General features: G+C 69.4%; 7 protein-coding genes. 4 read left to right on the plus strand and 3 right to left on the minus strand.

What is annotated here, in order from left to right:
- The first annotated feature begins 73 nt into the window (after window positions 1–73).
- A complete protein-coding gene (locus ACFY36_RS01335) occupies window positions 74–19,486 on the plus strand; it encodes a hypothetical protein (RefSeq protein WP_499743882.1) in 19,413 nt (6,470 codons plus the stop codon).
- Between the two features lie 47 nt (window positions 19,487–19,533).
- Here ACFY36_RS01335 and ACFY36_RS01340 read toward each other — a convergent pair whose 3' ends face one another.
- Window positions 19,534–20,376 (minus strand): MinD/ParA family ATP-binding protein, encoded by an 843-nt coding sequence (locus tag ACFY36_RS01340; RefSeq protein ID WP_499743883.1) that lies wholly within the window; start codon window positions 20,374–20,376, stop codon window positions 19,534–19,536.
- Window positions 20,377–20,803: 427 nt separating this feature from the next.
- On the opposite strand from ACFY36_RS01340, the gene ACFY36_RS01345 reads away from it, so the two are divergent.
- Entirely contained in the window at window positions 20,804–21,142 is a 339-nt protein-coding gene (locus ACFY36_RS01345) for a hypothetical protein (protein ID WP_499743884.1), read from the plus strand.
- Window positions 21,143–21,147: 5 nt separating this feature from the next.
- On the opposite strand, the gene ACFY36_RS01350 is transcribed toward ACFY36_RS01345, so the two are convergent.
- On the minus strand, window positions 21,148–21,666 hold the full coding sequence (locus ACFY36_RS01350; RefSeq protein ID WP_499743885.1) for a sigma-70 family RNA polymerase sigma factor: 519 nt from the start codon (window positions 21,664–21,666) through the stop codon (window positions 21,148–21,150).
- Between the two features lie 233 nt (window positions 21,667–21,899).
- Here ACFY36_RS01350 and ACFY36_RS01355 point away from each other — a divergent pair, with 233 nt between their 5' ends.
- Window positions 21,900–23,000 carry a sugar ABC transporter substrate-binding protein gene (locus ACFY36_RS01355; protein WP_499743886.1) on the plus strand — a complete coding sequence of 367 codons (1,101 nt, stop codon included), beginning with the start codon at window positions 21,900–21,902 and terminating at the stop codon, window positions 22,998–23,000.
- 10 nt (window positions 23,001–23,010) lie between these two features.
- Window positions 23,011–25,257 carry an AfsR/SARP family transcriptional regulator gene (locus ACFY36_RS01360; RefSeq protein ID WP_499743887.1) on the plus strand — a complete coding sequence of 749 codons (2,247 nt, stop codon included), beginning with the start codon at window positions 23,011–23,013 and terminating at the stop codon, window positions 25,255–25,257.
- 87 nt (window positions 25,258–25,344) lie between these two features.
- On the opposite strand, the gene ACFY36_RS01365 is transcribed toward ACFY36_RS01360, so the two are convergent.
- Window positions 25,345–25,500, minus strand: a complete 156-nt coding sequence (locus ACFY36_RS01365) for a hypothetical protein (protein WP_499743888.1) — start codon at window positions 25,498–25,500, stop codon at window positions 25,345–25,347.
- Between the last annotated feature and the right edge of the window lie 41 nt (window positions 25,501–25,541).

Below are 25,541 nucleotides of genomic sequence, written 5' to 3' on the forward strand. Positions count from 1 at the left end.
GTGGCGTTCGGCCCTTCGGATACGAGCGCCACAGTCCGTTTCCGCTGTTCCACCTAGCGCTCAGGAGACCGCTGTGACCGGCACCTTCGGATCGGATCCGACCACGTCACGTCCGACGGCGGGGGGTGAGGTGACACGCGAGCCGAGCGGCCGGGCCATCGGGTTGTCGTTCGACGGACGCCCGATCTCGCCGGATCTGGCGGGCCGGTTCCGCGAGTGCGATCAGACGAAGACGAGGTTGGAGAGCGGTCGCCGGCACCTCGACGTCACCGGCCCGTGGGCGGGTGACCGGCGAACGTTCCCGGTCCGGGCGGATGACCGCGACACCGGTGCCGAACTGGCGCGACGCCTGCTGAGCATGGAGGAGTTCACGAACGAACTGACGCGCGAGGGGGATCCGATTGACTCGATCACGCTGCTGACCTCGGGCAAGCAGGGCCGGGAACTGCAGGCGGCGCTGGCCGGAGCGGGTCATCCGGTTCGGGTCTACGAGGCGTCGACCACGCTGCGGTCGGAGGGGCCCCTCGCCATCACCGACGGTGGTCACTGGGACATCCACGGGAAACCGACGCCGACGCACGACTTCGCCCTGAGTTATGAGCTGATCCGGGCGCGCCAGAAGAGTTTCCCGTACGCGAAGGGTGATCCGCTTCCGGCCGGAGCTCCGGTGCCGTCGGAGAACCGTGCTGAGACCCTGCGCCTGCTCGACGAAGCGGCCACCGAGGGGTTGACGGCGTCGGGGAAGACGCTGGACCTGGTGACGTCGCAGAAGGCGTTGGCCGCGTCGGAGCGTCCGGGCGTGTTGTGGTCGGCCCTGATGCGGTTGCACCGTCCCGAGTTGGGTGGCGTCGAGTGGGTCGTCGATCTGCACCGCGACCCGGTCACTGGCGACTGGCGGACGATGCCTGGCCAGGTTCGCCGGCTCTACGGCGCGACCAGCCGGCATATCTTCGCCGGTGACATCGGGCGGCGGGGTGCGGACTTCAACCGTACGGGCTTGTTGCTGGTCGACGACGCTGTCACCGAGCCGATGAGGCCGGAAGGCCTCGCCGTCCATCTGGCGGAGAGCGCGGCCGACGCGGTCGCACAGGGCCTGACGGTGCCGTCCGCCGCCGTTCACCGTGACCTTCCCGGACTGCGGAATCAGGTGGCTGAGCACCTCGACGCGCTGGGCGTCGATGCCGGTGCCCTGCTCGGCGCCATGTTCGATGCCGAGCCGGCCGACCTCCCGGCGACGATCGCGATCGAGGAGGTCACCACCGGAACGGCCGTCAGCGTTCCCCTCGGCGCGGGCATCCATATCGTCCTGGAGAAAGTGCTGGGCGAGGATTCGCCGGCCGTGCGGTCGGCCTTCGCGGTCGCCGCGCATTTCCAGCGCGACCGCATCGGCGCCGACGTCGACGATGCCGATGTGGCCCAGGCCGCCGGCGTCGACAGTCAGGTCGCCGGCCTGCTCGGGTTGGTCGCGTTGGCGTACGAGGCGGTGGCGCGGGTACTTGATCCCGGCGCCCCCGTCACGATCGCCAACGCCCGGGACTCGGCGGCGGCCCTCATCGCGGTGGCCGATCCGAACGTGCTCAGCTTCACGTCCAGCCACGAGGGTCTCATCCGTGTGGTGCTGGCGGAAAGGCTCGGCCCGACGAGTGACGGTTCGCTGTGGGACAGGCCCGTCATGGTCGGCGATGCGCCGACGACCGCCAGGGCGATGCTCCACGGGTTGCTCGCGCCGGGCCGGGGCGCGCCCGGCCAAGCGGTCCCCGGGTCCTCGGCGGCCGAGCCGCCCGTCGGGTCATGGCATCTGCCGCAGGTCGGGTTGTGGCTGGCGGGTGAGGGCCGTCCCGGCATCGAGGAGACCGCCACCACCGCGCGCCTGGCCGCGGCGCTGCTCACCGCGATCGACACCACACCGGACGGTCCGGAGCGGGTAGAGGCGGTGTCGCGGGATCTGACCGATCCGGATGCGGTCGGCGATTTCCGGGACCTGCTGGACCAGCTCCGGGCACGTCACGCGGCGCTGGACGCGCTGGTCCGGGAGGCGTCGAAGGGGCTGTTCCGGCGGGCGGTGCAGAGGTGGCTGGCGCCGGCGCTGGCGGCGTTGCCACGCGGGGTGATACGCGACAACAGTGCCCAGCGGGTCGGTGAGGTCCTGAGCATGGCGCGGGTGGCGCGCCGGCCCCGTACGGATTGGACTGCCCCGGCGCTGGCGACGGAGTTCTCGGGCCGGTGGCGGCAGATCATGGTCGGGAGCCTGTTCGAGCTGCCGAACGGCACGGTGTCATTGGTGTGGGCGCAGCGCGCCGACGATCCTGAGCACCTGCTGCTGGTGCAGCGCTCCCAGTTCGGGCTGACGGTGGTCGAGACGGTCGGCGGGCGGGCCGGAGCCCGGATCTACCAGCCGTCGGACGAGGTTCAGGCGCTGGCGGTGATGGACGGTCCGGTGCGGGCTCTGGTCGGGGCCGGCGCCCGGATCCTCGGGCTGGAACCCGGTGCGGTGGTGGAGACCGATGTCCTCCCGGTCACGCCCTCGGGCTGGGCGCCCCCGGCGATCGAGCCGGTGACAGTCGAACGGGGCGTTGCCGTGGTCCGGGTGAACGCCGCGGTCGATGACGTGGCCGACCTGATCGACCGTTTGCGTGATGTGACGGCGACTTCCGGCTTCGTGGTGGTGGAGGGACTGCCCGGTGACGATCCGCGGCTGACGATCTTCCGAGCGGTGGCCCGGGGTTACGGTCTGGGGACGTTGACTTCCGCCGGGCCGGAACCGGTGGTACAGACCGGGGATCACCTGATCTCGCCGTCGGGGTGGCGGACGTCGGGTCTCGATCGTGAGGTCAGGGACGATCACCGGGGCGCTCTGTCCTGGGCACATCTGGATGCGCTGCACCGCGGTGCGCGGCCGCCGGCGGGATTGTCCGATGACGAGGCTGCTCTGGTGGCCGAGGTGAATTGGCGGCTCCGCGATCGCGGGCCGGTCACGACCCGGGAGATTCTGGACGCCCGGCGGCAGCACCCTCTGATCGCCGGAAGCCGGGTGACTCAGCTGGCGATCCGGATCAGCGACTATCTGCGCAGCAACCGTCAGGTCGGCAGGCTGGTCGGCGGGTCCGCCGCCGCGGCGCCTGCCGATGACGGTGTGCCGGTCGCGAGCCGATCAGGCCCGAGCGGGGCCTTCCGTGAGCCGGCATCGGAGAAGTTCGTCTCGGTAGCTCTGACCGAGCTTGCCCGATTGTTCGGGTCCGACCTCCTCTGGAAGTCGGCACGGGTCAATACCGAAGATGGTCTGCTGGCGCGAGAGTTCGCGTTGTCGTTCGGCAACGAGATGAAGGCCCTCTTCATCAGCTCCCTGTCCGGGATGCCGACGGCCCCCGCCCAGATGTACCAGCTGCGACGGATCGAATCCGCCGAGGTGGTTCAGGGGCTGGCCACGGCGGCCTTCCTCCTCGGAGCCTCGTCGGTGAGTGATGTTGTCGGACCGTTGCCGTTCTCGGTCCGGCCAGGGGTGTACGAGGCCGTCCTGGGGCTGGCGAGCCAGGCCGACGCTGACCGGCGCACGGCGCGTTTCCGTGCCGGCGAGGCGGGCCGGTTCCTGCTCGATCCCAAGCTCGATTTCTCTCGGCAACTCGCCTCCAGGCTCAACTCGTTGTTCACTCTCATCGACGAGTCCGCCGTCGCTGGACCCGAAGTGTTCGGCCCGGGATCGCCGGTCCCGAACCCGGTCGGCTCAGCCGATCGTGGTGCATCCCCCATCATCGATCTGCAACTGCTCGACGGTGATCGCGGGTTCGTGCCGCTGGCGCTGACGCACAGTGCTTGGTCGTCGGTCAATGCCGAGTTCGGACCGGACTCGCAGCTCGCCGTGGACCTCCACGGTCAGGCCCGGAGCATGGATCTGGGCGAATACGAGAAGGTCTTCGGCTCGTGGAGGGATTGGAGGCCATTCCTCGACGGCGCGGTCGAGTCACGCACGGTGCGGAGGACGCTGGTCGTTTCCGGGTTGAGCGGGGTGCGCGGGGGCCGGCCCTACATCGGAGCGGGTGAGCAGGGTCTCACCCCGGCGAGACTGCTTACCGGCGACCACCGGCGGGTCGTTCTCCGGCTGGCCGGCTCGGCCGGCTCCGGCAAGGCTTTCGCCCAGGAGCTGCAGTATCTCGCTGACAGCAACGCCTTGCGCGGCGAGCCGGCTCCTTGGGGGGTCGTACTCGTCCTGTTCGACGCGAACACCGGCCAGGACATCTTCCAGGTGGTCCATCGGCACGGTCAGGGCTTCGTTCGCGCGCTGGATCTGGACACCGCCTCCACCATCATCGAGGCTCGCGGCCGGTTGATCGATCCGGTGACCGAGCTGCGCGCCCGGATCAACGGGCACAGCCACCATCCTGAGCGGACCACGACCGAGATCTTCGAGGCGCTGGAACAGTCATTGCTCCCACCGGCGTCCGGCTACGAACAGGTCGCGCCCGGTCGCTTCGCCCAGGTCGAGAAGGACCCGGCCGATGCGTGGAGGTTCGAGCCACTCACGGCGCCCCATCACGGGCTCTTCGGTGAAAAAGTGTCCGCCGGGAAGGGGCCGAGCGGGCCGAGCGGGTCCTGGCCCGACGATCAGCGCCCGGGGGTCTCCGCGGAGACCGAACTGCGAGTGCCGATCCGTGACGGCGCCACCGCGGCCGAGGTGGTCGACGCCGTGCGATTGTGGTTACGGGCCGGGACGGTCCGCGAGGTGGTCGTCCCCGGGCCCGGCCGCCCCACGGTGGCGGTCCGTGTCGACCCGGGGCTGCGAGCTCAGATCGTCCACCTGCCCGCTGTCGCCGGGGCCCACGCGGTTCGCGCCTCCATCGTCCGGCCGGCGGCCGGCCGGCCCGGCGGGACCGGCGTGTGGGTCAACCGGTACAGGGCCGCAGCCGAGGTGGGACCGCCGCGACTGGTGGCCGTGCCTCTGGACCCTGACGTCGCCGATTGGAGTGTTCTGGACTCGCTGCCGGGCGACGTGATCGACCGGCTGATCATCGAACCGGGCCGGCACGTCGGTGCCGTGCTCACCGTTCACGGCGAGGATCTGTCCGCGCCGGTCTATCGGGAGCGGCTGCCGGACACCGGTGACGCTCATCCGATCGTGATCCTTCAGACGCCCTTCCCGGCTGAACGCCGTGACCTGCGATTCGTCGAGGACCTGGCCGAGAAGGCAACAGTCCTCGTCATCGACTACGACGGGACCGACAACGGACGGTGGCGGGTCTACCCGAACGGCGACCCACAGAGCACAACGCTTTCCCAGGACCTGTTCGGCCGGTTCCTGGCGGCGCAAAGCAACCGCTCCGGCCCCGATCTGGCCCAGGCGCTGCGGGAGTTGCAGTGGGGCCGGCCGCTCCGGCCGGACAGCGAGGCTGCCCTGCAGATCCGGCGATTCTCGGCGACCACCCCCGTTGCGGCGTCCTCCCACGTCGAGGGCTGGGTGTCGAGGCGTGCGGGCTCACCGAGATCCGGACGGGTCCACGAGCTCTTCGGCCATCACGCGGCCGGTCTGGTGCCATTGTGGTCGACGAATCCGGTGCCGGTTCCCCCGGGGCAGATCAGTATGCTCATGTCGGTTCCCGCCCGTTATGCCAGTCCCGACTGGCCGGGGACGGGGGATCGCGGCTCGTTCCGTGTTGTCGATCTGCACGCGATGGGCGACGTCGCTGTTCTGCTGAGGTCGGGCCAGGTGGTGGTTCCCGACCAGGCCGGACCGGACCTTCTCCGCGACGACGATCTCATCGGCACCCTCCGTTCACCGACGCCGGAGGCCGCGGCTCCCGAACGCACGTTGACCGTCCCGATGGTCGAACTGGCCGATCTGCTGGCGTCGCTTCACCGACCCGTCAGCGGCGGGGGAGCAGGTCGCTCGGCCCTCGCGTCGGCCGCGGCCGACTTCGCGAGTGTCGTCGTCGCCCGGCACGCCGAAGAGTTCACCGGGCGATCGGTGGAAGCGGGGCGTCCCGGCTTTCCCGAGTTCGAGGCGCGTCGTGTGCTGGCCGGGATGGCGAACCTGTATTTCCAGGAAACGGCGGCCCTGGCGTCGGGAAGTCTCGCACAGCTGGCATTGCGCTCGAAGGTGCCGCTTGCCCAGGTGGTGAGGAGCCTCGACCCGTACGCCGATCAGCTCGACGGTACAGAGGCTGCGTATCGGGCCGGTGGCGCCCGTCAGTTCCTGACCCGGTCCGATGGCTGGTTCGACAGCGCCCTGGCCGAGGCGGTCGGTGAATTCCTGGAACGCGGCGGGCCGATCGATCTCATCGAGCTGGGCATGAACCTCTCGGCACCGATCGGCATGCAGGAGGTGGTGGAGCATCAGGCGGATCCGCTGGCCGTCATCGAGGTGGAGCTCCTGGCCGGCCACGCCCGAGCCGTGCCGTTGGCACCGCGTGATCCGGCATGGCTGACGGCCGAAGCTCTGTACGGTGTCGACCATCGGTCCCATGCCGCTGAGTCGGCCCACCGCGATGCGCGGACCGAGGCGGCTCGCCGAGGACTTCGCATACAGATCCTCGGGTGGGCGAGTGCGTCGGCCGCCGGCTCCTGGAGGTCTCAGAAGTCCGTCTCGGTTTCGCTGAGCGAGCTTGCCACCCTGCTGGTTCGCGAGCACGGCTGGATCCCGGCCGAGGACCGGCCGGACCTGGCCGACCTTCTTCGGGCCGGCGCCGAGTTCGGACGGGAAGCTGCCGCCGCGTTCGCCGGGGTTCTCGTCGGTGCCAGGGTGGCGCCTGATCAGATCGGCGGGTCCGGATTACGGTACGTGGAGTCGGTGCGAGTCATCGGTTCGCTGGCCACGCTCATCTTCCTGGACGCGGCGTCCCAGGCGGCCGGCCGGCCCGACCTGCCGCACGTCCGGTCGGCGCTCCCGCTGTCAGTGGTGATCGCGCGGCTCGATCCAGCCGCCGGAGAGGGCTTCACGGGCGCAGCCCGCTGGCGCGCCGGCGGAGCGCGGTTGTACCTGCGCGATCACGCCGAAACCTTCCTGGGGATGCTGGCGGCGGCGCTCAGTCGCCGGGCAGATGTGACGGTGGACGTCACCGCCCTGTCCCGGGTCCTGCCGCGCCCCGGCCACCGGCCGATCCTCGCCCGGACAGCCCCGACCGGCGAAGACGCCCCGGCCGCGATCGAGGTGGTGCTGATCGGCGGGCAGCCCCAACCCGGCCCCCTCGATGCGGAGCACTCGGCCTGGGCGCGGATCAGCGCCGACTTCGGGCCGGAGGACGTGCGCGCCCGCGACCTTCACCGCGAGGCCCGCGACGAGACGTTTCAGCAGTCGATGGAGGCGTTGGCCACCGCCTGGACCAGCCTGGCCGAAGGCCCGGGACCGGACGATGTCCCGGATTGGGTCGCCGGCATCGGGCGGGACCTGCCGGAAGCATTCCCGACGGTCGCCGTTTCGCCGGCCGACCTGGACGTCCTCCTGGACCGGCCGGGCTGGATGGCGGCCGCGGAATCACCCGTCCACGTCTGGCTGGGTGCGGCCGCGTCCAGGTTCGGCGACCGGGTGGCGGCGCAACTGGCCGCCCGTCTGGTCGGTGACACGGTCCGTCCCATGGACCTTCCGGCCTTGGCGAACGTCGAGTCGGTTCAGGTGAGCGGGCGCCTGGCGCGGCTGGCGTTCCGCGTGGAAGCGGCGCGCCTGACCGGCATCGCCGACCTCCTGCCGGTACGCCCGGCGCGTTCACTGGCCGTACTGATAGCCAACCTTGATCCGGCGGCCGGAGACTTCTTCACCGGTGCCGCTCGGCTGCGTGCCGGCGGCGCTCGGATGTTTCTGCAGGACCCCCGGACTGGGTTCCGGGAGGAGCTCGCCGCAGCGCTCGCGGAGGCGTTGCCGGGCCGGTCGGTGGACCTGAACAGCATCGTCCCGACAACCACGGGCCTTTTCGATGACCCGGCCGCGCCGGATCAGCTGTCTGAATCGACCGCCATCGACGTACAGCTGCTCGACGGGAGGTCCCGATCGGGATTGTTGCCGGCAGAGGATGACGCCTGGTCGGCGGTCGCGCAGCGGTTCGGTCCGGCCGTGTCCGAGGTCGGTTGGTTCTTGCACATGACTGCTCGGACCGGGGTCGGCCGGCAAAGTCTGGAGCGTTTGGCCGAAACATGGCCCGCGGCGGCGGAGCTGTTGGAGCTCGGTGACAACGACGGAGGTAGATCCTGGGCCGAAGGGCAGGCGGCGGACCTCGACAGCGGCCCGTCATCGGTATTCATGTCATTGACCAACATCGACCTGTTGATGCGTGACACGACGTGGCTCACGGCCGAACCGAGTCCCGTCCAGCAATGGCTGGCGAGATCCGCTGACGATTTCGGTCAGAGGACAGCCAGGCACTTCGTCGGCGTACTCGCTGCGGTCGCCCCTGCCGACGCGGTGGACCTCTCGCATTTCTCGGACACGCCCTCGGTCCGCATGGTTCAAACGATCGCAACCCTGGCGTTCCGGCAGGAAGCGGCGCATGTGACCGGGCTGGCCGGATTGCTGCCGGTGCGCCCCGTGCGCCCGCTCTTCGAGGTGATCGCGGGGCTCGACCCGGGGGCCGGCGACGCGCTCCGGAAAGATGCCCGCTTCCGGGCCGGCGCCGTACGCATCTATCTCGAAGATCCAGAGACATCATTTCTCGTTGAGCTGGCTTTCGCGTTGTCGGCGGCGCTGCCCGGCCGGCTGGTTCGTCCCGGCGAACTGATCCTGGCTCGGACCTCCCTGACACCCGCCGGAACTCCACTGCGTCCCCTCGCCGTCGAGGTGCAGTTGCTCGACGGCGAGGGGAGTCCTCGTCCGGTCCTGCGCGAGTCCCCGGACTTCTTCCGGGTCCTCTCGGTCCTGCCATCGGGCCCGGCTGCCGATCCCCTTCACGAGACGGTCTCCAGCGTCGCGCATCTCCAGCGGTGGCGTTCCAGGATCAAGTACGTCGGCTTCGTCGCGCATATGCGGAGCCGCCACGTACCCGATGAGATCAGGGAGTCGATCACAGCCACGAGCGGGACGGCGAGCGTCGACGAGCCATCGTTCCCCATCCCTCTGAGCGAGCTCGATGATCTGCTCGGGGAACCGCTGATCCGGGCGGGCGCTGAGTTCGACGCGGTCCACGCGGTTCTCGAAGCCGCGCGGACCTTTGCCGCCGGGATCGCTCAGCGCTACGCGAGCGCCCTCGTCGGTGGAGTGGTCACGCCCGATGAGGCGTGGGTGTTCGACGTTCTCGAGTCGGTCAGGGTGGTGACCGGGGTTTCGATGCTGGCCTTCATCCAGGAGTTCTCCCGGGTGACCGGCTTTGTGCAGGTCCTGCGGTGGCGGTCGCTGCGGCCGTTGTCCGAGGTGATCGCCGAGCTGGATCCGGGCGCCGGTGAGGTGTTCGAAGGGCCGGCTCGTATCCGGGCCGGCGGCGCCCGCCTGTTCCTGCAGGACCCGGCGACCGAGTTCATGACGCGGTTGGCCTCCGCCATCTCGCGGATCGGCCCGCTCACGGAAACGCGGGACCTGTCGTTCGTCCTGCCGGCGACGGTGACCCCACCGGGCGCCACGGCGGCCGGATCAGCTCCGCTCGACGGTCCCGCTGTGATCCGTCTCCAGATGCTGGGTGGCGCCTACCCGATCCAGGTGATCGCGCAGGACGACCAGGTGTACACGTCGGTAGCGGCGATCTACGGCCCGGGCGGCCCGGCCAACGGCCGGATGCTCCACGACGAGGCGCGCGACGATGTCCAGCTCCAGGCTCTGCAGGAGCACCTGGACCTGCAACGGGAACTGTGGAGTACCCGGACCGGCACGATCACGATGAAGCGGCGTGGTGATTCCCTCGTCGTCAGCGCCTCCGTCGGTGGCGACACGACCTACCCTCTGATCGGCGTCCCCGCTCGGGAGACCGTCGAGACCGGAACACAGCCGGCTTCGCTGGACGCCGACGGCTTTCTCAACCACGTGATCTCTGAGTCGCGTCCGCCCGTCAAGGACGACCCGCCGACGGTCCTCGTTCTCCGGCTGGCGGGTGAAACCGCATTGATCGACTCCTTCGTGGCGGAGTTCCAGCATCATTTCGACCGGGCGATGCTGTTCGGCAGCACGACCTTCCGCGGCACAGTGCTGGCCAAACTGGGTGCCATCACACACCAGACGACCTGGCACGTGGTCGAACCGCTCCGGCGCGGCACGCGCGCGTCGGCGGATATGAATGAGGCGGTTCAGGTCGTGCTCGACCGCGATCCGATCTCGATCGATCTGCCGAGTGAGTTGCAGGCGCGGGTCGATCACCGGGCCATCGTGGGCATGTTGAGTTCCGCCGAGGTTTTCGAGCTCGCCGAACGGTCGGTGCGGCCTGCGCTGCCGCTCTACGAACGTGAGATCAGGCGGGGCGCCGATCGGCCGGAAGGACCGGAGATCAGGGCGGACCGTTTCGTCCGTGTCCCCGTTCCCCCGTTCGCGACTCCGGCCGACATCGTGGAGGCGGCCCGGTCCTGGCTGCAATTCCAGGTGGTGCGGCCGGTCGTTGAGCGCGACCCGGAACACCCCAGCGTCCTGATCGAGATCGGGCCCGGTCTGGAGGCTCGCACGGTGCGACGGCCGGGGGGCGCGTTCCGCGACGACTCCGGCCGGCCTGACCTGAACGGCCGGACCCCCACGATTCACGCGTCGATCGTCCGGCCCGTGCAGGAAGCCCAGAGGAAGGCATACCGGCTGTGGGTGAACCGTCAGGTCGCGTCCGAGGGCGCCGACGAGTTCCGGTACACCGCTGTGTCGCTGGCGCCTTTCGGAGCGGACTGGCATCTTCTGGACCAGTTCCCGGGCATCCTGATCGAGCGGATCAGCATCGAGCCGGGCGAGCACAGCGAGGGGCGCCTCGAGGTGGGCGGTGAGCGTCTCAGCGTCGTCGAATATCTGGAACGGCTGCCCGCTACCGCTGGGCCGCCGTTCGTGCTGTTGATCAAATCGCCGAAGAACGACGACAAGGGCTTCGTTCGCGATCTGTCGCAGTCGGCCACGGTGTTGCTCCAGGAGCGGGTCGGGGGGTACCGCGAGTGGTCGGTCTGGGAAGGCGGAGAACCGGTCGATGTCGTTCCGTTCGGCCACGGCGTTCTGGATGCCGTTCTGGAAAGGAGCTTCCTCGAGCCCGTTGACGCCGTCGAGGCGGTCGCCGATTACGTGAGCGGATATCTGGAACCGGCAGCCGGCAGCGACGCCGCCCGAGTGATCCGCCGGTTCGCCAACACGGAGAGCCTTGACACCCGTACCGAGGAAGCCGGCAGCCTCGACGCTGAGCGATCGACCGAAGGGTGGGTCGCGTGGCCCGAAGGCCGGGACCTCCGGGCCGCCACGGACCTGGTGGGGGTCTATCCGGCCGGCGTCGTCCCCGTGCGGCTCGGCGAACTGCCGCCCACGAGTCGCGAAGGCTTCGCGTACATTCCGCTGATCGTGCCTGGACGTCATGTCGGCGTGCCGGTGGCCGAAGGCGACGCCCTCTACGTCCTTGTCGACGCGTGGGAACTGATCCGGAACGAGGCTGTCATCGCCGGCGACGGCCACGTCACCACACCCGGGCTGCTGGATGCGGGTGACGTCGATGACCTGGTCACGAGCATCCTGGCCGAAGGGGGCGCGTCGACCGATGACCACAAGATGGCGGTGCTGCTCCAGGAGTTGGGCCGCATCTCGGCCCCGGACGGCGGCGCGTCGCTGGCAGAACTCGCTGGCTCTCTCGACAGCCGCTTCGCCGTGGCCTCTCCGGCGCATCTGTCGTCTCTGGCGGCCGGCGCGATCACCCCGATCCGGGTGGGGCGGAAGCTCTGGGTGGCCATCGGCACCGATGATCCGCGACATCCGATCGTTCGGGACCTGAACGGATCATGGGTGCAGACCGTCGATTCGGGCAGGTTCGAGCTGCTGCTGGACTCCGGCCTGGCCCTCGGGCAGGTCGATCTCCGCCGGCGGGCGGCCACCTCGGCCCGGGCATCGTCCGACCCGGAGGGACCGGTGATTCCCCCTTCGCCCACGATCGCGGAGTTGCCGTGGGGAGATGACCAACTGATCGACGAGGTCAATCGCCGCCGGCGGGGACAGTCGGAGGCGCCGTGGCCGCCCGGCGAGATCCTCGAGGCCCGCACGACAGTGCGGAGCGTCAATCCCCGCGTCGTGTCGCGCGATGAGATCGACGGCGTCATGACCGTCCTGCGAACCGGTGATGTAGCCCGTCTGCCCGGCGCCGGCCGGGCGCACTCTGTCGGCGAGGTGGCAACCAGCCAGACGGCCCCGGCCGATGAGGGCATCATCTCCGTCGCCCCCAGCGATCTGCCGGTGTTGCTGGCCGCGCGCCAGTCGACGATGCCCGGGCCGGTCACCTTTCACCGAGTTCAGCTCGCGGCGAGGGCCAAGCGTTTCGGCGCCAGGACAGCCGACAGGTTCGCCAAATCGGGGCCGGACCGGAACGGTTCGCAGAAAGCGGCAGTGCGCGGTTTGGCGACCCTGGCCTTCCTGCAGGCCGTGGCGTCGCTGACGGGCAGCTTCGAGCACGTGCCGTTGCGCTCGGTGCTGCCGCTGTCCGACGTCCTCGACGGACTGGTCAACGGCCCGGACGGGCCGATCCATGAGTTCCTGAACGGCCCGGGTTCGAGGTTCGACAGCGAGGTGGCGGCCGCGGTCGGCAAGTTCCTGCATCCCCGCCCGGTCACCGTTGGCATCTTGGCGAAAGCCCGGTCCATCACCGTACGTCCCTCAGCCTCGGGACATGACAGGGTGGTCACCGGCCTCATCGAGGTGGAGCTACTCAGCGGGCACGCTCAGCTCATGCCGCTGACCGGCCAGACCGTCGCCGGCCGGCGCCCGCTGCGGCCGCTGTTGCCCGCGGTGTCCGGCCGGTCTTTCCCCGGCGTGCGCTCCGTGGACGCGGCGCGCCGCCACGGCGGATCGGCCCTTCGGCGTACGTGGCCGCTCGACCTGGAGCTCTATCCCGGCCCTGAGCCTGATGGGGATCTCGACCGGGCCCGAGCCGGCGCGGAGCCCTTCGTCCCCGTCACCCCGGCACCGCGTTTCGAGGTGCGCCGGTTCGCCGTGAACGGTGAGTGGATCACCGAGATCACCACCCGGGTGCTGATCACCGATCCGTACGGCCTCACCGCCGATGGAGGCCACCGTGAGCTCACGGCTCTGCGGGCCGGTCTCGAGCGCTACAACGCCGACCCGGCCAACCGGCTGGATGGTGATCGGCTGCGTTTCCGGGTCGAGAAGGCCGCATCGGACCAGGACGCGCATGTGCCGGTGACGCTGGTCCCGAGGGATCAGGACATGGGGCAGGACCGTTGGTTGCCGAACATCCCACCAGCGGGGTACGCCGAGCAGTGGTTGCGTGGCCTCGGCCTGACGGGCGCCCTCGACACGGCGGCACTCAGCCCGGCCCAGCTCACCACACTGGCCGATCTGTTGAGTCGCCGCGAGCCGGTGTCCATGGAGGCCCGGGCGTTGGCCGATGACGTGAACCGGCAGCTTCACGGGGCCGGAAAGGCCGAACGCTTGCCGGCGGAGATCGCCGCCGTGATGGGGCCGGCGCTCGGTCCCGGCGGGAAGCGTTTCGTCGACCGTGACAAGGTCGACGCCATCTTCCGCTATCTGGTGGCGGGACACCGGGTCGGGCTGCGAGGAGGCGTCAGCCACGCCGACCACGTCAAGGTTGCCCTGACGGAGCTTCCCCGGTTGCTGCGGCAGGACGTCGTCTGGGCTTCGATACCGGGGGCCGGTGCGGTGCGTGCGGTCGCTCAGCGGTTCGGCGCCGAGATGAGAGCCCTCTTCGCCCGATCGATCTGGCCGACGGCGCCCGGGCCGGAGCACCGGGACCGCTTCCCGCGCTTCGAGTCGGCCGACCTCGTCGAGGGGTTCTCCCAATTCGCTGTGATGGCCGCGCTGTTCTCCGCCATGGGTGGTCCCGCGCCCCTCGAGCTCCGGCCGAGACCCGCCGAGATCCTCGGCCGACTGGTTCGACGCCCCGAGGAGGACTGGCTGACGGCGAGCTACCGCGCTCCCGCGGCCGGCCAGTTCCTGATGCGAGAGGCAGAGGCAAGGCTTGCCGGCGCATTGCACGAGATCATGGGCGCCGGGTTGATCGATCTCGGGTTCGACGCGCCGGGGCCTTCAACCGTGGCGGTCCAGTCCCCGGACAGCCCCGATGCGATCGAGATCCGGCTTCTCGACGATCACGGCCGGGTCCTTCCCCTGGACCGGGTCGATGTGGCCTGGTCGACGGTGGAGACGGACTTCGGCCCGCAGTCGGAGCTGGCTCAGCAGATTCACGGCGAGGCGCGCACTCCGGAAGGCCTGACCGAGATCGAGCGTGATGTCGAGGAGTGGGCGAGGTTCTGGCCAATCTTCGAGGGCGAGGTTCACCGGTATCCCGAAGGGGATGTCTCCAAGGTGCTGGGCCTGAGCCGTCTCGAGCAGGCGCGGCCGGTCATCGGCGGTCCATCGAGTGTTCTCACCGCAGATGAGCTGATAGGGGAGATCGGATCATCGGTCGTGGAACTCCATCTGACCGGCGACGCCGATACAAGCCGGGCGTTCGCACAGCGATTGCAGTCACTGGCCGAACGTGCCGTGATGACCGGCCGGCGGGCACCGGAGGGAATCTCTCTCGTTCTTTACGATCCGGATCTCGGGCAGGCGATGTTCCACGTTGTCGAGCGGTACGGCGACGGTCTGGTCGAGGTGGATTCGGCCGGCGACGCGGTAGCGATGATCAGACAACGACCTCCGTACCCGGACCCGATCGCCGAGTTGCGCGCCCGGATCGACGGGTACACCAGCCACCCGCAGATGCTGTCGGCCGATCTGTTCGACATGGGCAAAGATCTGCTTCTTACGGCGGCCGGCCGGCTGGGCCAGGCTGCCGGGCCAGTTCACTATGGCGTCGACGTGCTGAACGTCATGGTCGGTGGAGGTGCCGGCCGGGTGGAGGAGATCGAAGCTGCTCGGTCGTGGCTGACGCCAGGCGTGTTACGCGAGGTGCTTCCGCCGGTCCCGGGCCGAACAGTGGAGGTCGAGATCGGACCTCTGTTGCGAGCCGAAGTCATCAGTGTTCCGGCTACCGAGGACATGCCGGCGCTCAGCGCCTCGATGGTCCGTCCCGTCCCCGGCTTGGCGGTCGGCGGGGTGTGGGTCAACCGGTACGAGACTGGGGATGCCACGCGTTTACTGGCCGTGCCACTGCGTCAAGACCTGCTGGACTGGTCCTTCCTGGACGAACTGCATCCCGCCGTGATATCCGGCCTGATCATCGAGCCCGGCACACTTCGCAACGATGCGCTCGATGTCGATGGCAGATCTACTGATGCCATCTCTTATCGGGGCACTCTTCCGGATCCAGATCGGGATCGGCGCCCGATCGTCATACTTCAGCATCCCTCGCCTGGCGTCCTCCTCCTCTCGGCTTTCGTTCAGTCTTTGCGGCAGGTCGCCAACGTGGTGTTCAATCGCGTCGACGATTCTGGGGACAGAAGCTGGTTCTTCGTCAGAAAAAGAGAGATCTCGCGCATCGAATCACTCGGCGAGCTCCCCGGTATCCTCTCCGGTCCCTCACGGACGATCAGTCTTCGGGATGCGCTCGAAGCGCTGGAGACTGGTACGGCGCTCGACCGCTTCGTGAATATAGGGAAGCGGATTCGGCGGGCTCTGGACCCGTCTCGGTATTCCGCGGGCCCTTTGGTACACGGCTGGATGGTGGTCCCGGAATCGGCGCCTTCTTTCGGGCCTCTCGACGACGTGCTCGACCGTAAGGAGGCGGATCTGGTCAGACTGTGGCCGGCCGAGCCGGTGGCGGCTGGTCGAAAAGTGGTCCCGGTGACCGTTGAGGCCCGATACGTCGGCGAGCTGCCGTACGTCGATGCGGACGGTGGCGCATTGTGGGTGATCGACGCTCTCGCGCTCGTGGACGAGGGCGCCTACCTCTCCAGGACCGGTCACTTGACGCGCGGCTCGGAGCCCGCCGTCCAAGAGGATGCTGGTGCTGTCGGTGGGGGCGTCCACAAGATATCCGGGCTGACCCGTTTCGAGCACGGGCAGCCGGTCATCGGTGATCCTCTGAGACCTTTCACCCCGGAGGATCTGATCCCGCAGATCACCTCATCGGTCGTGGAGCTTGACCTGGCGGGGGATGCCGGTGCGGGCCGGGCGTTCGCGCAGCGGTTGCAATCACTGGCCGCTCGTGGCGTGATGAGCGGCCGGCTGGCGCTGGAGGGGACCGTACTCGTTCTCCACGATTCATATCTCGGACAGTCGACGTTCCATGTTGTCGAGCGGTACGGCGATGGCCTGGTCGAGGTGAGCTCGCCCGGTGCCGCGGTGGCAATGATCAGACAACGTCCTCCGTTCCCGGATCCGATCGTCGAGTTGCGCTCTCGGATCGCGAGGTACACCGCTGATCCGCACTTGCCGTCCGGCGACTTGTTCGACGTGGTGAAAGACCTTCTCCTGGCCGAAGTGGCAAGGCAAGTCCGGCCGCACGGCCCGATTCACCAGGATGTCAGCGTCCTGAACGTGATGGTCCGCCCGGGAGCAGGCCTCGTGGAGACGATCGACGCCGCCAGGTCATGGCTGACGCCCGGAGTGCTGCGGAACCTGGTGCCGGATCGACCGGGCTGGACGGTGCCGGTCGAGATCGGCGCCGGATTGCGGGCCGAGGTCCTCGATCTTTCGGCCATCCCCGAGATGCCGGCGGCCGGGGCCGTGATGGTGCGGCCGGTCGATGGTGTGGCGGCGAGGACGGCAGTGTGGGTGAACCGATCCCTCGGCAGCGAAGGCGAGCGTTGGAAAGCCGTGCCGCTGGATCGTACCGTCGTGGACTGGTCCTTCCTGGACGAGCTGCCCCCTGACGTGATCGGCCGCCTGCGTATCGAACCCGGTCAGCGCACGCCGCAGGCGCTCACAGTCGACGGAGAATCGATGACCGCCGTGGAGTATTCGACTTTGCTGCCGCCGCGGGCTCGTCGTTTTCGGCGGCCGATCGTCGTGCTGGTGCAGCCCGAACCGGCCGGCAACGTGACGCCGTTCGTCGAAGGATTGCTGGTGACGGCCAATGTGCTGACAAACCGGATTGACGAGTTCGGAAGAAGAAACTGGACCGTGTACAAAACTCACGGGCTCGGGATATCCGTCAGAACCCCGGCGGAGTTCGCCTCTGTCATGGCCGAGCCGAGCGCTCCGGACGTCCCTCTCCCCGAAGCGCTGGTTCACTTGAACCTGGGTGCGACAGTATTGGGGTTGGGTGGCTCGGCCGTGCGCGTTCGGCGAGCAGTGGCTGCACACCGGCTGTCAGACGATCCTCTTGTCCGAGGTCGGATACCGATCGCCTCCTCAGCGCCGTCCTCCGGACCTGTCGACGAGGTGTTCGGGCCCGACTCACGTGGCTTGCTCCCGTTGTGGCCGGCCGAGTCGCAGCCTCAGCGAAGATCGGTCCCGGTAAGTGTCGAAGCTCGATACGTCGGTGCTGTGCCGTCTGACGATGGATGGCTCCGGGTAGTCGACCTGCGCGCGCTCCTGAGTGATGGCGCCTACCTTTCCGAAGCTGGTCACTTGACACGCCGTCCGCAACCTAGCGCGCAGGAAAGCCGTGGTGCTGTCGAGCGGGTGCTACGCGAGAACAGTGCGGAACTCGGCCAGCGGCGTTTGATACGGGCCCTGGAGCGCCTTGCCGGCGAGGTCGAACCCGGCGGTGGCGACATCGTGGACTATGCCTCGGCGCGGGGGGCGGCGATCGTGTCCGGTGACCTCAACTCTCTGGCCGGCCTGGAAGAGGGGGCGATCACGCCGGTTCTGGTCGGGCCCGGGCTGGATGATTCGGTTGACGATTCTTTGCTGGTCATCGGGTCCGGCCGTCCGGACCAGCCGATACTGCTGACCTCAGACGGGCTCGCGGTTGACCCCGCGGCCGTCCGAGCTCGGGATCTGGCGTTCTTGACACATGGACGAGAGGCGCTGCTCCGCGTCCTTCCCCGTGGGTTCCGCCCGGCTCCGGCCGGCACGGACTTGTACGTTCGTCACGATGTCTGGACCGATCGGACCGGCGCACCGGTCCCCGTGTTCATCGTCAACGACGGTGTTGAACCAGATTTACTGATCAGGATGATCGAGACGGTCGCCAATGCGCCAGGAAGGTGGGATACGAAGGGGTTCGTTGTCCTTCCGGCCGAGGACGTCGCGGACCCGGGATTCCAGGCGGTGCGGGCGGCCGCTCGTGGTCTGCATCTGCTCTTCCCACGGGTTCCCGGGACATTTCGGCGGCTGGGGGATCGAGCCGCCCGGTCGGAGTCGGGTTGGCAGATGCAGACGCCAAACCTCATCACGGCCGCCCTCGCGGAACCCGTTCTTTCGCTCGATGAGGATGGCGTCCGGGCGTTGCTGGCATGGGCGCCGGCGGTTCCCGCGATGTCGATCCGCGGGCGTTTGCCAGGGGTGCGCCGGGTTGTCCATCCGGTGCCGAAGGTGGACCGGAAGTTCGAGGCGGCGCGGGCCGGTGCCAAGGCCGAGGTGGTCAGTCATACGCGGCAGGTCCCGCACGATCCGAATGTTTATGTCGCGCGTTTTGATGTGCGGCGTTTCACGGTGCGGAACAGGGCGGTGACCGAGGTGACCGTGCGGTTGTTGTTGACCGGCGAGGGGCCGCGGTCGCGGGTTTGGGTGAACAATGTCTTTGCCGACCTGCGGGTCGGCCTGGATGCTTTCAACCGGGCGGACGGCAACATTCTGCGGGATGGCAGCCGGCTCGTTCTGCGGGTGGAACGGGTCGAGCTGGAGGAGGATGCCACCTGGGTGGCCTCGGTGGTTCCCGATTCGGCGCCGATGAATCAGTTCAATCTGCGGGCGAATGGTGGCCCGGCCCAGGCATTGCATGAATTCTGGCATGCCCTGGGCATGCCGGATCATCGGGTGAAATCCGATCGCCCGAATGTTCTGGGTGATTTTGATCCGGACTCGCTGGATGTGGCCGCGCTCACGCCGACCCAGCTGGAGGCGTTTTCCCAACTGTTGTGGGGGCGGGCTTACGGGTCCGATGTCGACGTGTTGCCGGAATCGGTGGCGATGATGACCGCGGTGCTGGATGTCGGGAGCAGTGACGGTGATCTGCCGGCGGTGCTGGCGGACAACTTGGCGCCGGAGGGCTTGCGTTTGCATCCGGCGGAGGGCGCTGATCGGACGCCGGCGGGTGCGTGGGTTCGGAAGCGATTCAAGGATCAAGGGCTCGAGGGTGTACGGAAGATCGATTCCGGTGCCGACTTGGAGGGCTTGTTCCACCAGTCGGGGGATCGTGGTGTGGTGCTGTTGTTCGGTGAGCAGGGCCGGCCCGAGGTGTACATGAGGACCGACGGCGAGGTCTGGCACTTCACAGCGGACGCCTCCGGTGTGTACCGGCCAGAACGGTGGGGTGGCCCGGGCACGTTCGATGATCGTCCCGGACCGCGGCGGTATGCGATCGGATTCAACAGCTGCGGTGACTTCGTCCGCTGACCGCGGTGACGGTGGCGCCCGGGCCGGTCGGTCCGGGCGCCGGCTCGTCAGGGCCTGTCGCGCTGCGCCAGGGATTCGACGACGGCGGTGCACACGAAGAGCCAGGCGCGGCGGCTCTCGTCGGTCAGGCGGTCGTACTCGATGCGGCCGCCGGTGCGGATGTACGGGTCGTGGGGGACCACGACGACGTGGGCGACCCGCGCGCGGTAGGCCGTCACGATCTTGTCGAGCAGGGCCGGGTCGGTTCGCGGGTCGGCGCACGACACCACGGCGACCGCGTTGCGGGTCAGGTCGGCGTGGCCGTTGCGGTCGAGGTGGTCGAGCATCCACAGGCCGCTGTCGGCGACGTCGGGGGCGACCGTGGTCGGCACGATGACACAGTCGGCGCGCTTGATCGCGGCCTGCCAGTTCGGAGCCCGGACGTTGTTGCCGGTGTCGACCACGAGCGTGCGGTAGTAGCGGCTCAGCGCCTTCCACAAGCGTCCGAAGGCGGCGTCGTCGATCACGTCCATGCCGCCGGGCGCCTCGTCGGAGGCGAGCACGTCGAAGCGGGCGGTCTGCGGGCGCAGGAAACGGCTGAGGGTGCCGGCGCCGGCGTCGCCGGTCGAGAACTCGTCGGCGTGGTCGAGCAGGTCGACGACCGTACGCTGATGGTCGGTCGACTCGGCCCGCATGCCGAGGGTGCCCCGGGTCTCGTTGTTGTCCCAGGCCAGTGAATATCCGCCGCGGTAGAAGCCGAGCGTGGCCGCGGCGAGCAGCGCGGTGGGTGTCTTGCCGGCGCCGCCCTTCGGGTTGGCCACGACGATCGTCATGCTCCGGCCGAACGGGCGCAGCAGCCGTTTGCGGGCGGCGCGATGGGCGAGCTCGGACTGGCCGGCCGGCAGGCTCACATGGGCCAGGCGGTTGACCCGGCCCCGCCAGCCCCAGGCGGCCGGCGACGGCTTGGCCGCCGGCGCCAGCTCCGTGAGGGGAAGGGCCGCGGCCGCGGGAGTGGGCGGCGGCGAAGGCGCGGGAGCGGGTGGCGGCGAAGGGGCAGGAATGGGCGGCGGCGAAGGGGCAGGAGTGGGCGGCGGCGTAGACGCGGAAGTGGGCGGCGGCGAAGGCGCGGAAGTGGGCGGCGGCGAAGGCGCGGGGGTGGGCGTAGGCGTGGGTGGCCGCCGATCGCCGTCGGTGGCGTCACCTGGCGCTCGCCAGACAGCGGCGGATCCGCTCGTGGTCTCCATGACAGAACTCTTTTCAAATATCCGATGTGGACTGTGTGAAGAACTCGCCACCGTGCGCGTTGTCCCCGACAGAGAGGCTGATCGAGGAGGTTCGGTGGGGGAGATCATTGCGGCGGATCCGGACGCGCTGAAGAACCCGGCGCTCGACCACTACGTGGGCCGGGTCAACGCCATGGAGAATTCCTACCGCGGCCGGATCACCGAGATCGGGGACCCGCTGCGGCACAAAGCGCGCGGCGAGATCGACCGGAGCGCGACCAAGCTCGTCGAGAACACCGGGGCGTCGGTCGACGGGGTCCTCGCGGCCGTGCGCGCCCTGATCACAAAAGACCACAGCAGCGTCAAAGAGATGGCGGACGGGTTCGCGGCCAGCGAGGAGGACCGGGTCAACCTGGCCGGCGGCTCCGGTAGCAGCGGCAACTCGTCCAAGTGAGGCGCTCAACCGGTGACCGCCTCGCGCAGGAAGCGAAGGGCGTAGTGCATCCGCGACCGGACGGTGCCCTCCGGGACGCCGAGTCTGCGGGCCACCTCGTCGACCGGCCGGTTCTCGAAGAAGACCTCGTAGAGCACCTCGCGCTGCACCTCGCTCAGCCGGTCCACGGCGTCGCGGAGCGTGTGGCTCGCGACCACCATGAGGGTGGAGTCCTCCTCCGCGACGGTCGCCGCGATGTCGACCTCACCGATCTCGGCCGGCCTCACCTGCCGGCGGCGGAAATCGTCGACGAACAACCGGCGTACGACCGTGAAAAGCCAGCGGCGTGAGCCGGTCTCGTCGCGGGGCACGCTCTTGAGGCTTCGCCAGGCGCGCACGATGGCCTCCTGCACGAGGTCCTCGGCCATCGCGTGGTTGCCCGAGGTGAGGCTGAGGGCGTAGCGCGTGAGTACCGGCCGCTGTTCCGTGATGAGTTCTCTCAGGTGCCCCGGTGCGTCGCCGGGGGCCTCTTTCGGGCGGGCCACCTTGTCTCCCTGATCGTTCAGTGCTTTGCCTATCGGCGGGTCAGGCACCGAACCCTAGAAGCGGCGACCGGACAAAAACTTGATCAGAACGGACGCCGGCCGAGCGCGCGCGGTCCTCGTCAAGATTTCTTCCAGCGCGGTCCGTCACGCTGGTCCCGCCACGACCCCGGTCAGGGTGCGGCCGATCCCCCCGTACAACCGCGCCCTGACCGGCTCTTCTCGAAAGGACCGGCATGCGCACCAAACTGCTGTCGTACGCCGCTGCCGGCCTACTGGCGGCCGGTCTGACAGCCTGCTCCGACGCCGGCGATCCGCGCGACGGCGATGCCGGCGGCGGCGACGGCCCGGCCCGGGTGGGCGTCATCATGCCCGACCGGACCACCACACGCTGGGCCGCCGAGGACTCCAAATACCTGACGGCGGCGTTCGGTCAGGCTCGCATCCCGGTCGACATCCAGAACGCCGAGGGCGACCGTCAGCGGTTCGTCCAGATCGGCCGGGCGATGGTCGACAGCGGGGTGAAGGTGCTGATCATCGCGAACATCGACTCGGCCAGCGGCAAGGAGGTCCTCGACCTCGCCCGGAAGAAGAGCATCCCGACGATCGACTACGACCGGCTCACGCTGAACGGCGGCGCCGACTACTACGTGAGTTTTGACAACGTCAAGGTCGGCGAGCTTCAGGCGTACGGCCTCATCGAGTGCCTGAAGGTTCGAAAGGCCGTCAATCCGGTCGTCGCGCAACTGAACGGCTCGCGCTCCGACAACAACGCCAGCCTGTTCAAGACGGGATACGACGCCCCGCTGGACACCAGGTACGACGCCGTCCAGATGCGCAAGGGACCCGAGCAGTGGGTGCCCGGCTGGGACCCGGGCCAGGCCGCCGTGATCTTCGAGCAGATGATGGACCAGGCGCCCAACATCCGCGGAGTGCTCGCCGCCAACGACGGCATCGCCGGCTCGGTCATTACGGTGCTGCGCCAGCGCGACCTGAACGGCGTCGTGCCCGTCACCGGACAGGACGCCACCCTGGAGGGCCTGCGGAACATCCTCACCGGCGATCAGTGCATGACGGTCTACAAGGCGATCAAGCCGCAGGCGCTGAGCGCGGCCCGGCTGGCGACCGAGCTCTTCAACGGCGGCAAACCGATCATCCCCGACCGGCTGAAGGACCCCGAGTCCGGCGCGTACGTGCCGTTCGTCAAGCTCGAACCCCTCGCGATCACCGTCAAGAACATCAACAAGGTCGTGGTGGAGGACAAGTTCGTCGCGCGGAGCGCCCTCTGCCAGGGCAAATACGTGCCCTACTGCAAGAAGTACGGGGTGGGCCCGTAGGGTAGGCCGGATGACCGTGCCCGATGCCCAGGACGTGCTCCGGCTGCAAGTCCTGGGCCCGTTGCGGGTGACGCGCGGCGGCGGCGAGGTGGACGCCGGGCCGCGACAGCAGCGGTGCCTGCTCGGCGTCCTGCTCGCCCTGCACGACCGCCCGGTCAGCATGACCGAGTTGATCGCGCTGGTGTGGGGCGACGACGCTCCGGCGACCGCTTCCAACGTCATTCACAAGTACGTCGGTGCCCTGCGCCGCCTGCTGGAGCCCGGTCTGCCGGCCCGGGCGGCCGGATCGCGGCTGCGGCGCGACGGCCATGGTTACCGGTTGTCCGTCGGCCCAGGCGAGCTGGACCTCATCGAGTTCCGCGCGCTCGTGGCCGAGGCCCGCCGGGAGAACGACCTCGACCGGTACGTCCAGGCGCTTGCTCTCTGGCGCGGCCCGGCCGGCGGCGACCTGGCCGACAGCGCCGCCGCCACGGCAGTCTTCGCCGGGCTGCACGGCGAGTTCCTCGACGCGGTGTCGGCGGCCGCCTTCCTCGCGATCGAACGGGGCAAGCCCGACGTCGTCCTGCACCCGCTGCGCCGGGCGGCGTCGACAAACGAATTCAACGAGGCGGTGCACGCGAGCCTGATCGCGGTGCTGGCCGCCGCCGGACACCGTGCCGAGGCGCTGGGCACCTACCAGTCGATCCGTGCGCGGCTGCGCGACGATCTCGGCCTCGACCCGGGTCCGGATCTGCGGCGTGCGCAGCGGGGCGTGCTCGTCGAGGCCGAGGAGGAGGCCGACGCCGGGCCCCGGCCGCCGCTGGTCGGCCAGCCCGCGCAGTTGCCCCCCGATCTGGCGCTGTTCACCGGACGGGTGTCCGAGCTCGGCACCCTCCGGCGCCTGACGAGTGACGGGGCCGCCGGCGGACCGCTCGTCGTGGTGCTGGACGGCATGGCCGGGGTGGGCAAGTCGACCCTGGCCGTGCACTTCGCGCACAGCACGGCCGACCGGTTCCCCGACGGGCAGCTCTACCTCGACCTGCGCGGCCACCAGCTCGACGCCGAGAGTATGCCGCCCGGGGACGCCGTGGTCGCCCTGCTCCACGGGCTCTGCGTGGCCGACGCGGACATCCCGGCCTCGTTCGAGGCCCAGGTCGGCACCTACCGCAGTCTCACCGCCGGGAAACGGATCCTGGTGCTGCTCGACAACGTGCGCGGCGCCGAGCAGGTGCGGCCTCTGCTGCCCGCCTCGGCCGGCAGTCTGGTGCTGGTGACCAGCCGGCGTCCGCTGATCGCGCTGGCCGCGCTGCACGGGGCGCGACAGCTGCACGTCGACCCACCCGACCCGGCGTCCGCGCGCGAGCTGCTCCGCCGCCGGCTGGCCACGGCGCCGAACCGGATCGCCGCGAGGGACGACGCCGAGTCCGCGGCCCTGGAGGAGATCCTCGACAGCTGCGGGCGGCTGCCGCTGGCGCTGTCCATTCTCGCGGCGAGGCTCGGCGCCCGCCCCGGGCTCTCCCTGGCCACGGTGGCGGAGGAGCTGAGGAACAGTGAAAGCCGGCTGGACGCGTTCCCCGTGGGGGAGAGCGGCGACCCGCGCAACGCGTTCATCTGGTCCTACCGGCAGCTCTCAGCCGGCGCGGCCCGCATGTTCCGGCTCTTCTCGGTGCCGCTGGCCGACGGCGTCTCGGCCGGGGCGTGCGCCGCGCTGACCGGGGAGCCATTGGCGGCGGCGCGCGATCAGCTGGGGGAACTCACCGAGGCCGCGCTTGTGGTCGAGGACAACCAGGGCCGTTTCACGGCCCACGTTCTCATCAGGGCGTACGCGGCGGAGCTGTTCCGCGCCACGGAGACCGAAGCCGAACGACGGGAGGCGATCGGCCGAATGCTGCAGTACTACCTCTACAGCAGTCTCGAGGCCCGCGCCGTCCTCGGACCGGAAGACACCGACGAACCGGCGCCGGTCCTGCCGCCCCCGCGGCCGGGCGTCGTGCCGGAACGTCCAGCCACACCCGACCAGGCGCGGCAGTGGTTCGCCACCGAGCACCCGATCCTGCGCGAGGCGATCCGCTGGTCGGCCGACCTCGGCTACGGCATCGAGCCGTGGCATCTCGCCGCCGCCGTCGAGCCGTACCTCCGCATGCGTGGCTATCTCCACGACGGCCAGGACGTCGCGCGGACGGCACTGGCAGCCGCGCGCAAGCGAGGCGACCGAACCGGCGAGGAACGGATGCTCCGGAGCCTGGCCGGCGCCCACAGCGGCGAGCCCCGGCAGTAAGCCGTCGCCGGCTCGCGGTGCCGGCCCGCCAATGAGCCGTCGTCGCACCCATGCGGCGTCCGGACCGGCCGGATCTGTGCCGTCGTGTCAGTCTCTCCGCCGGGGCGTCGCCGAGCGGCGAACGGGCGGCCGGCTGGGCATCGGCTTCGGATCGTCCACGGCGCCGGGGCTGGAGAAGATCACCGGCGGCACCGGTGCGCCGGCGGAGGAAGTGGACGCGGCGTCGGGGTCTGGTTGGGCCATGCGTTTACTCTACATCGAACATTTGTTCTACGGGGGCCGGG

Source organism: Actinoplanes sp. NPDC000266 (genome assembly GCF_042899005.1).
Lineage (GTDB): Bacteria > Actinomycetota > Actinomycetes > Mycobacteriales > Micromonosporaceae > Actinoplanes.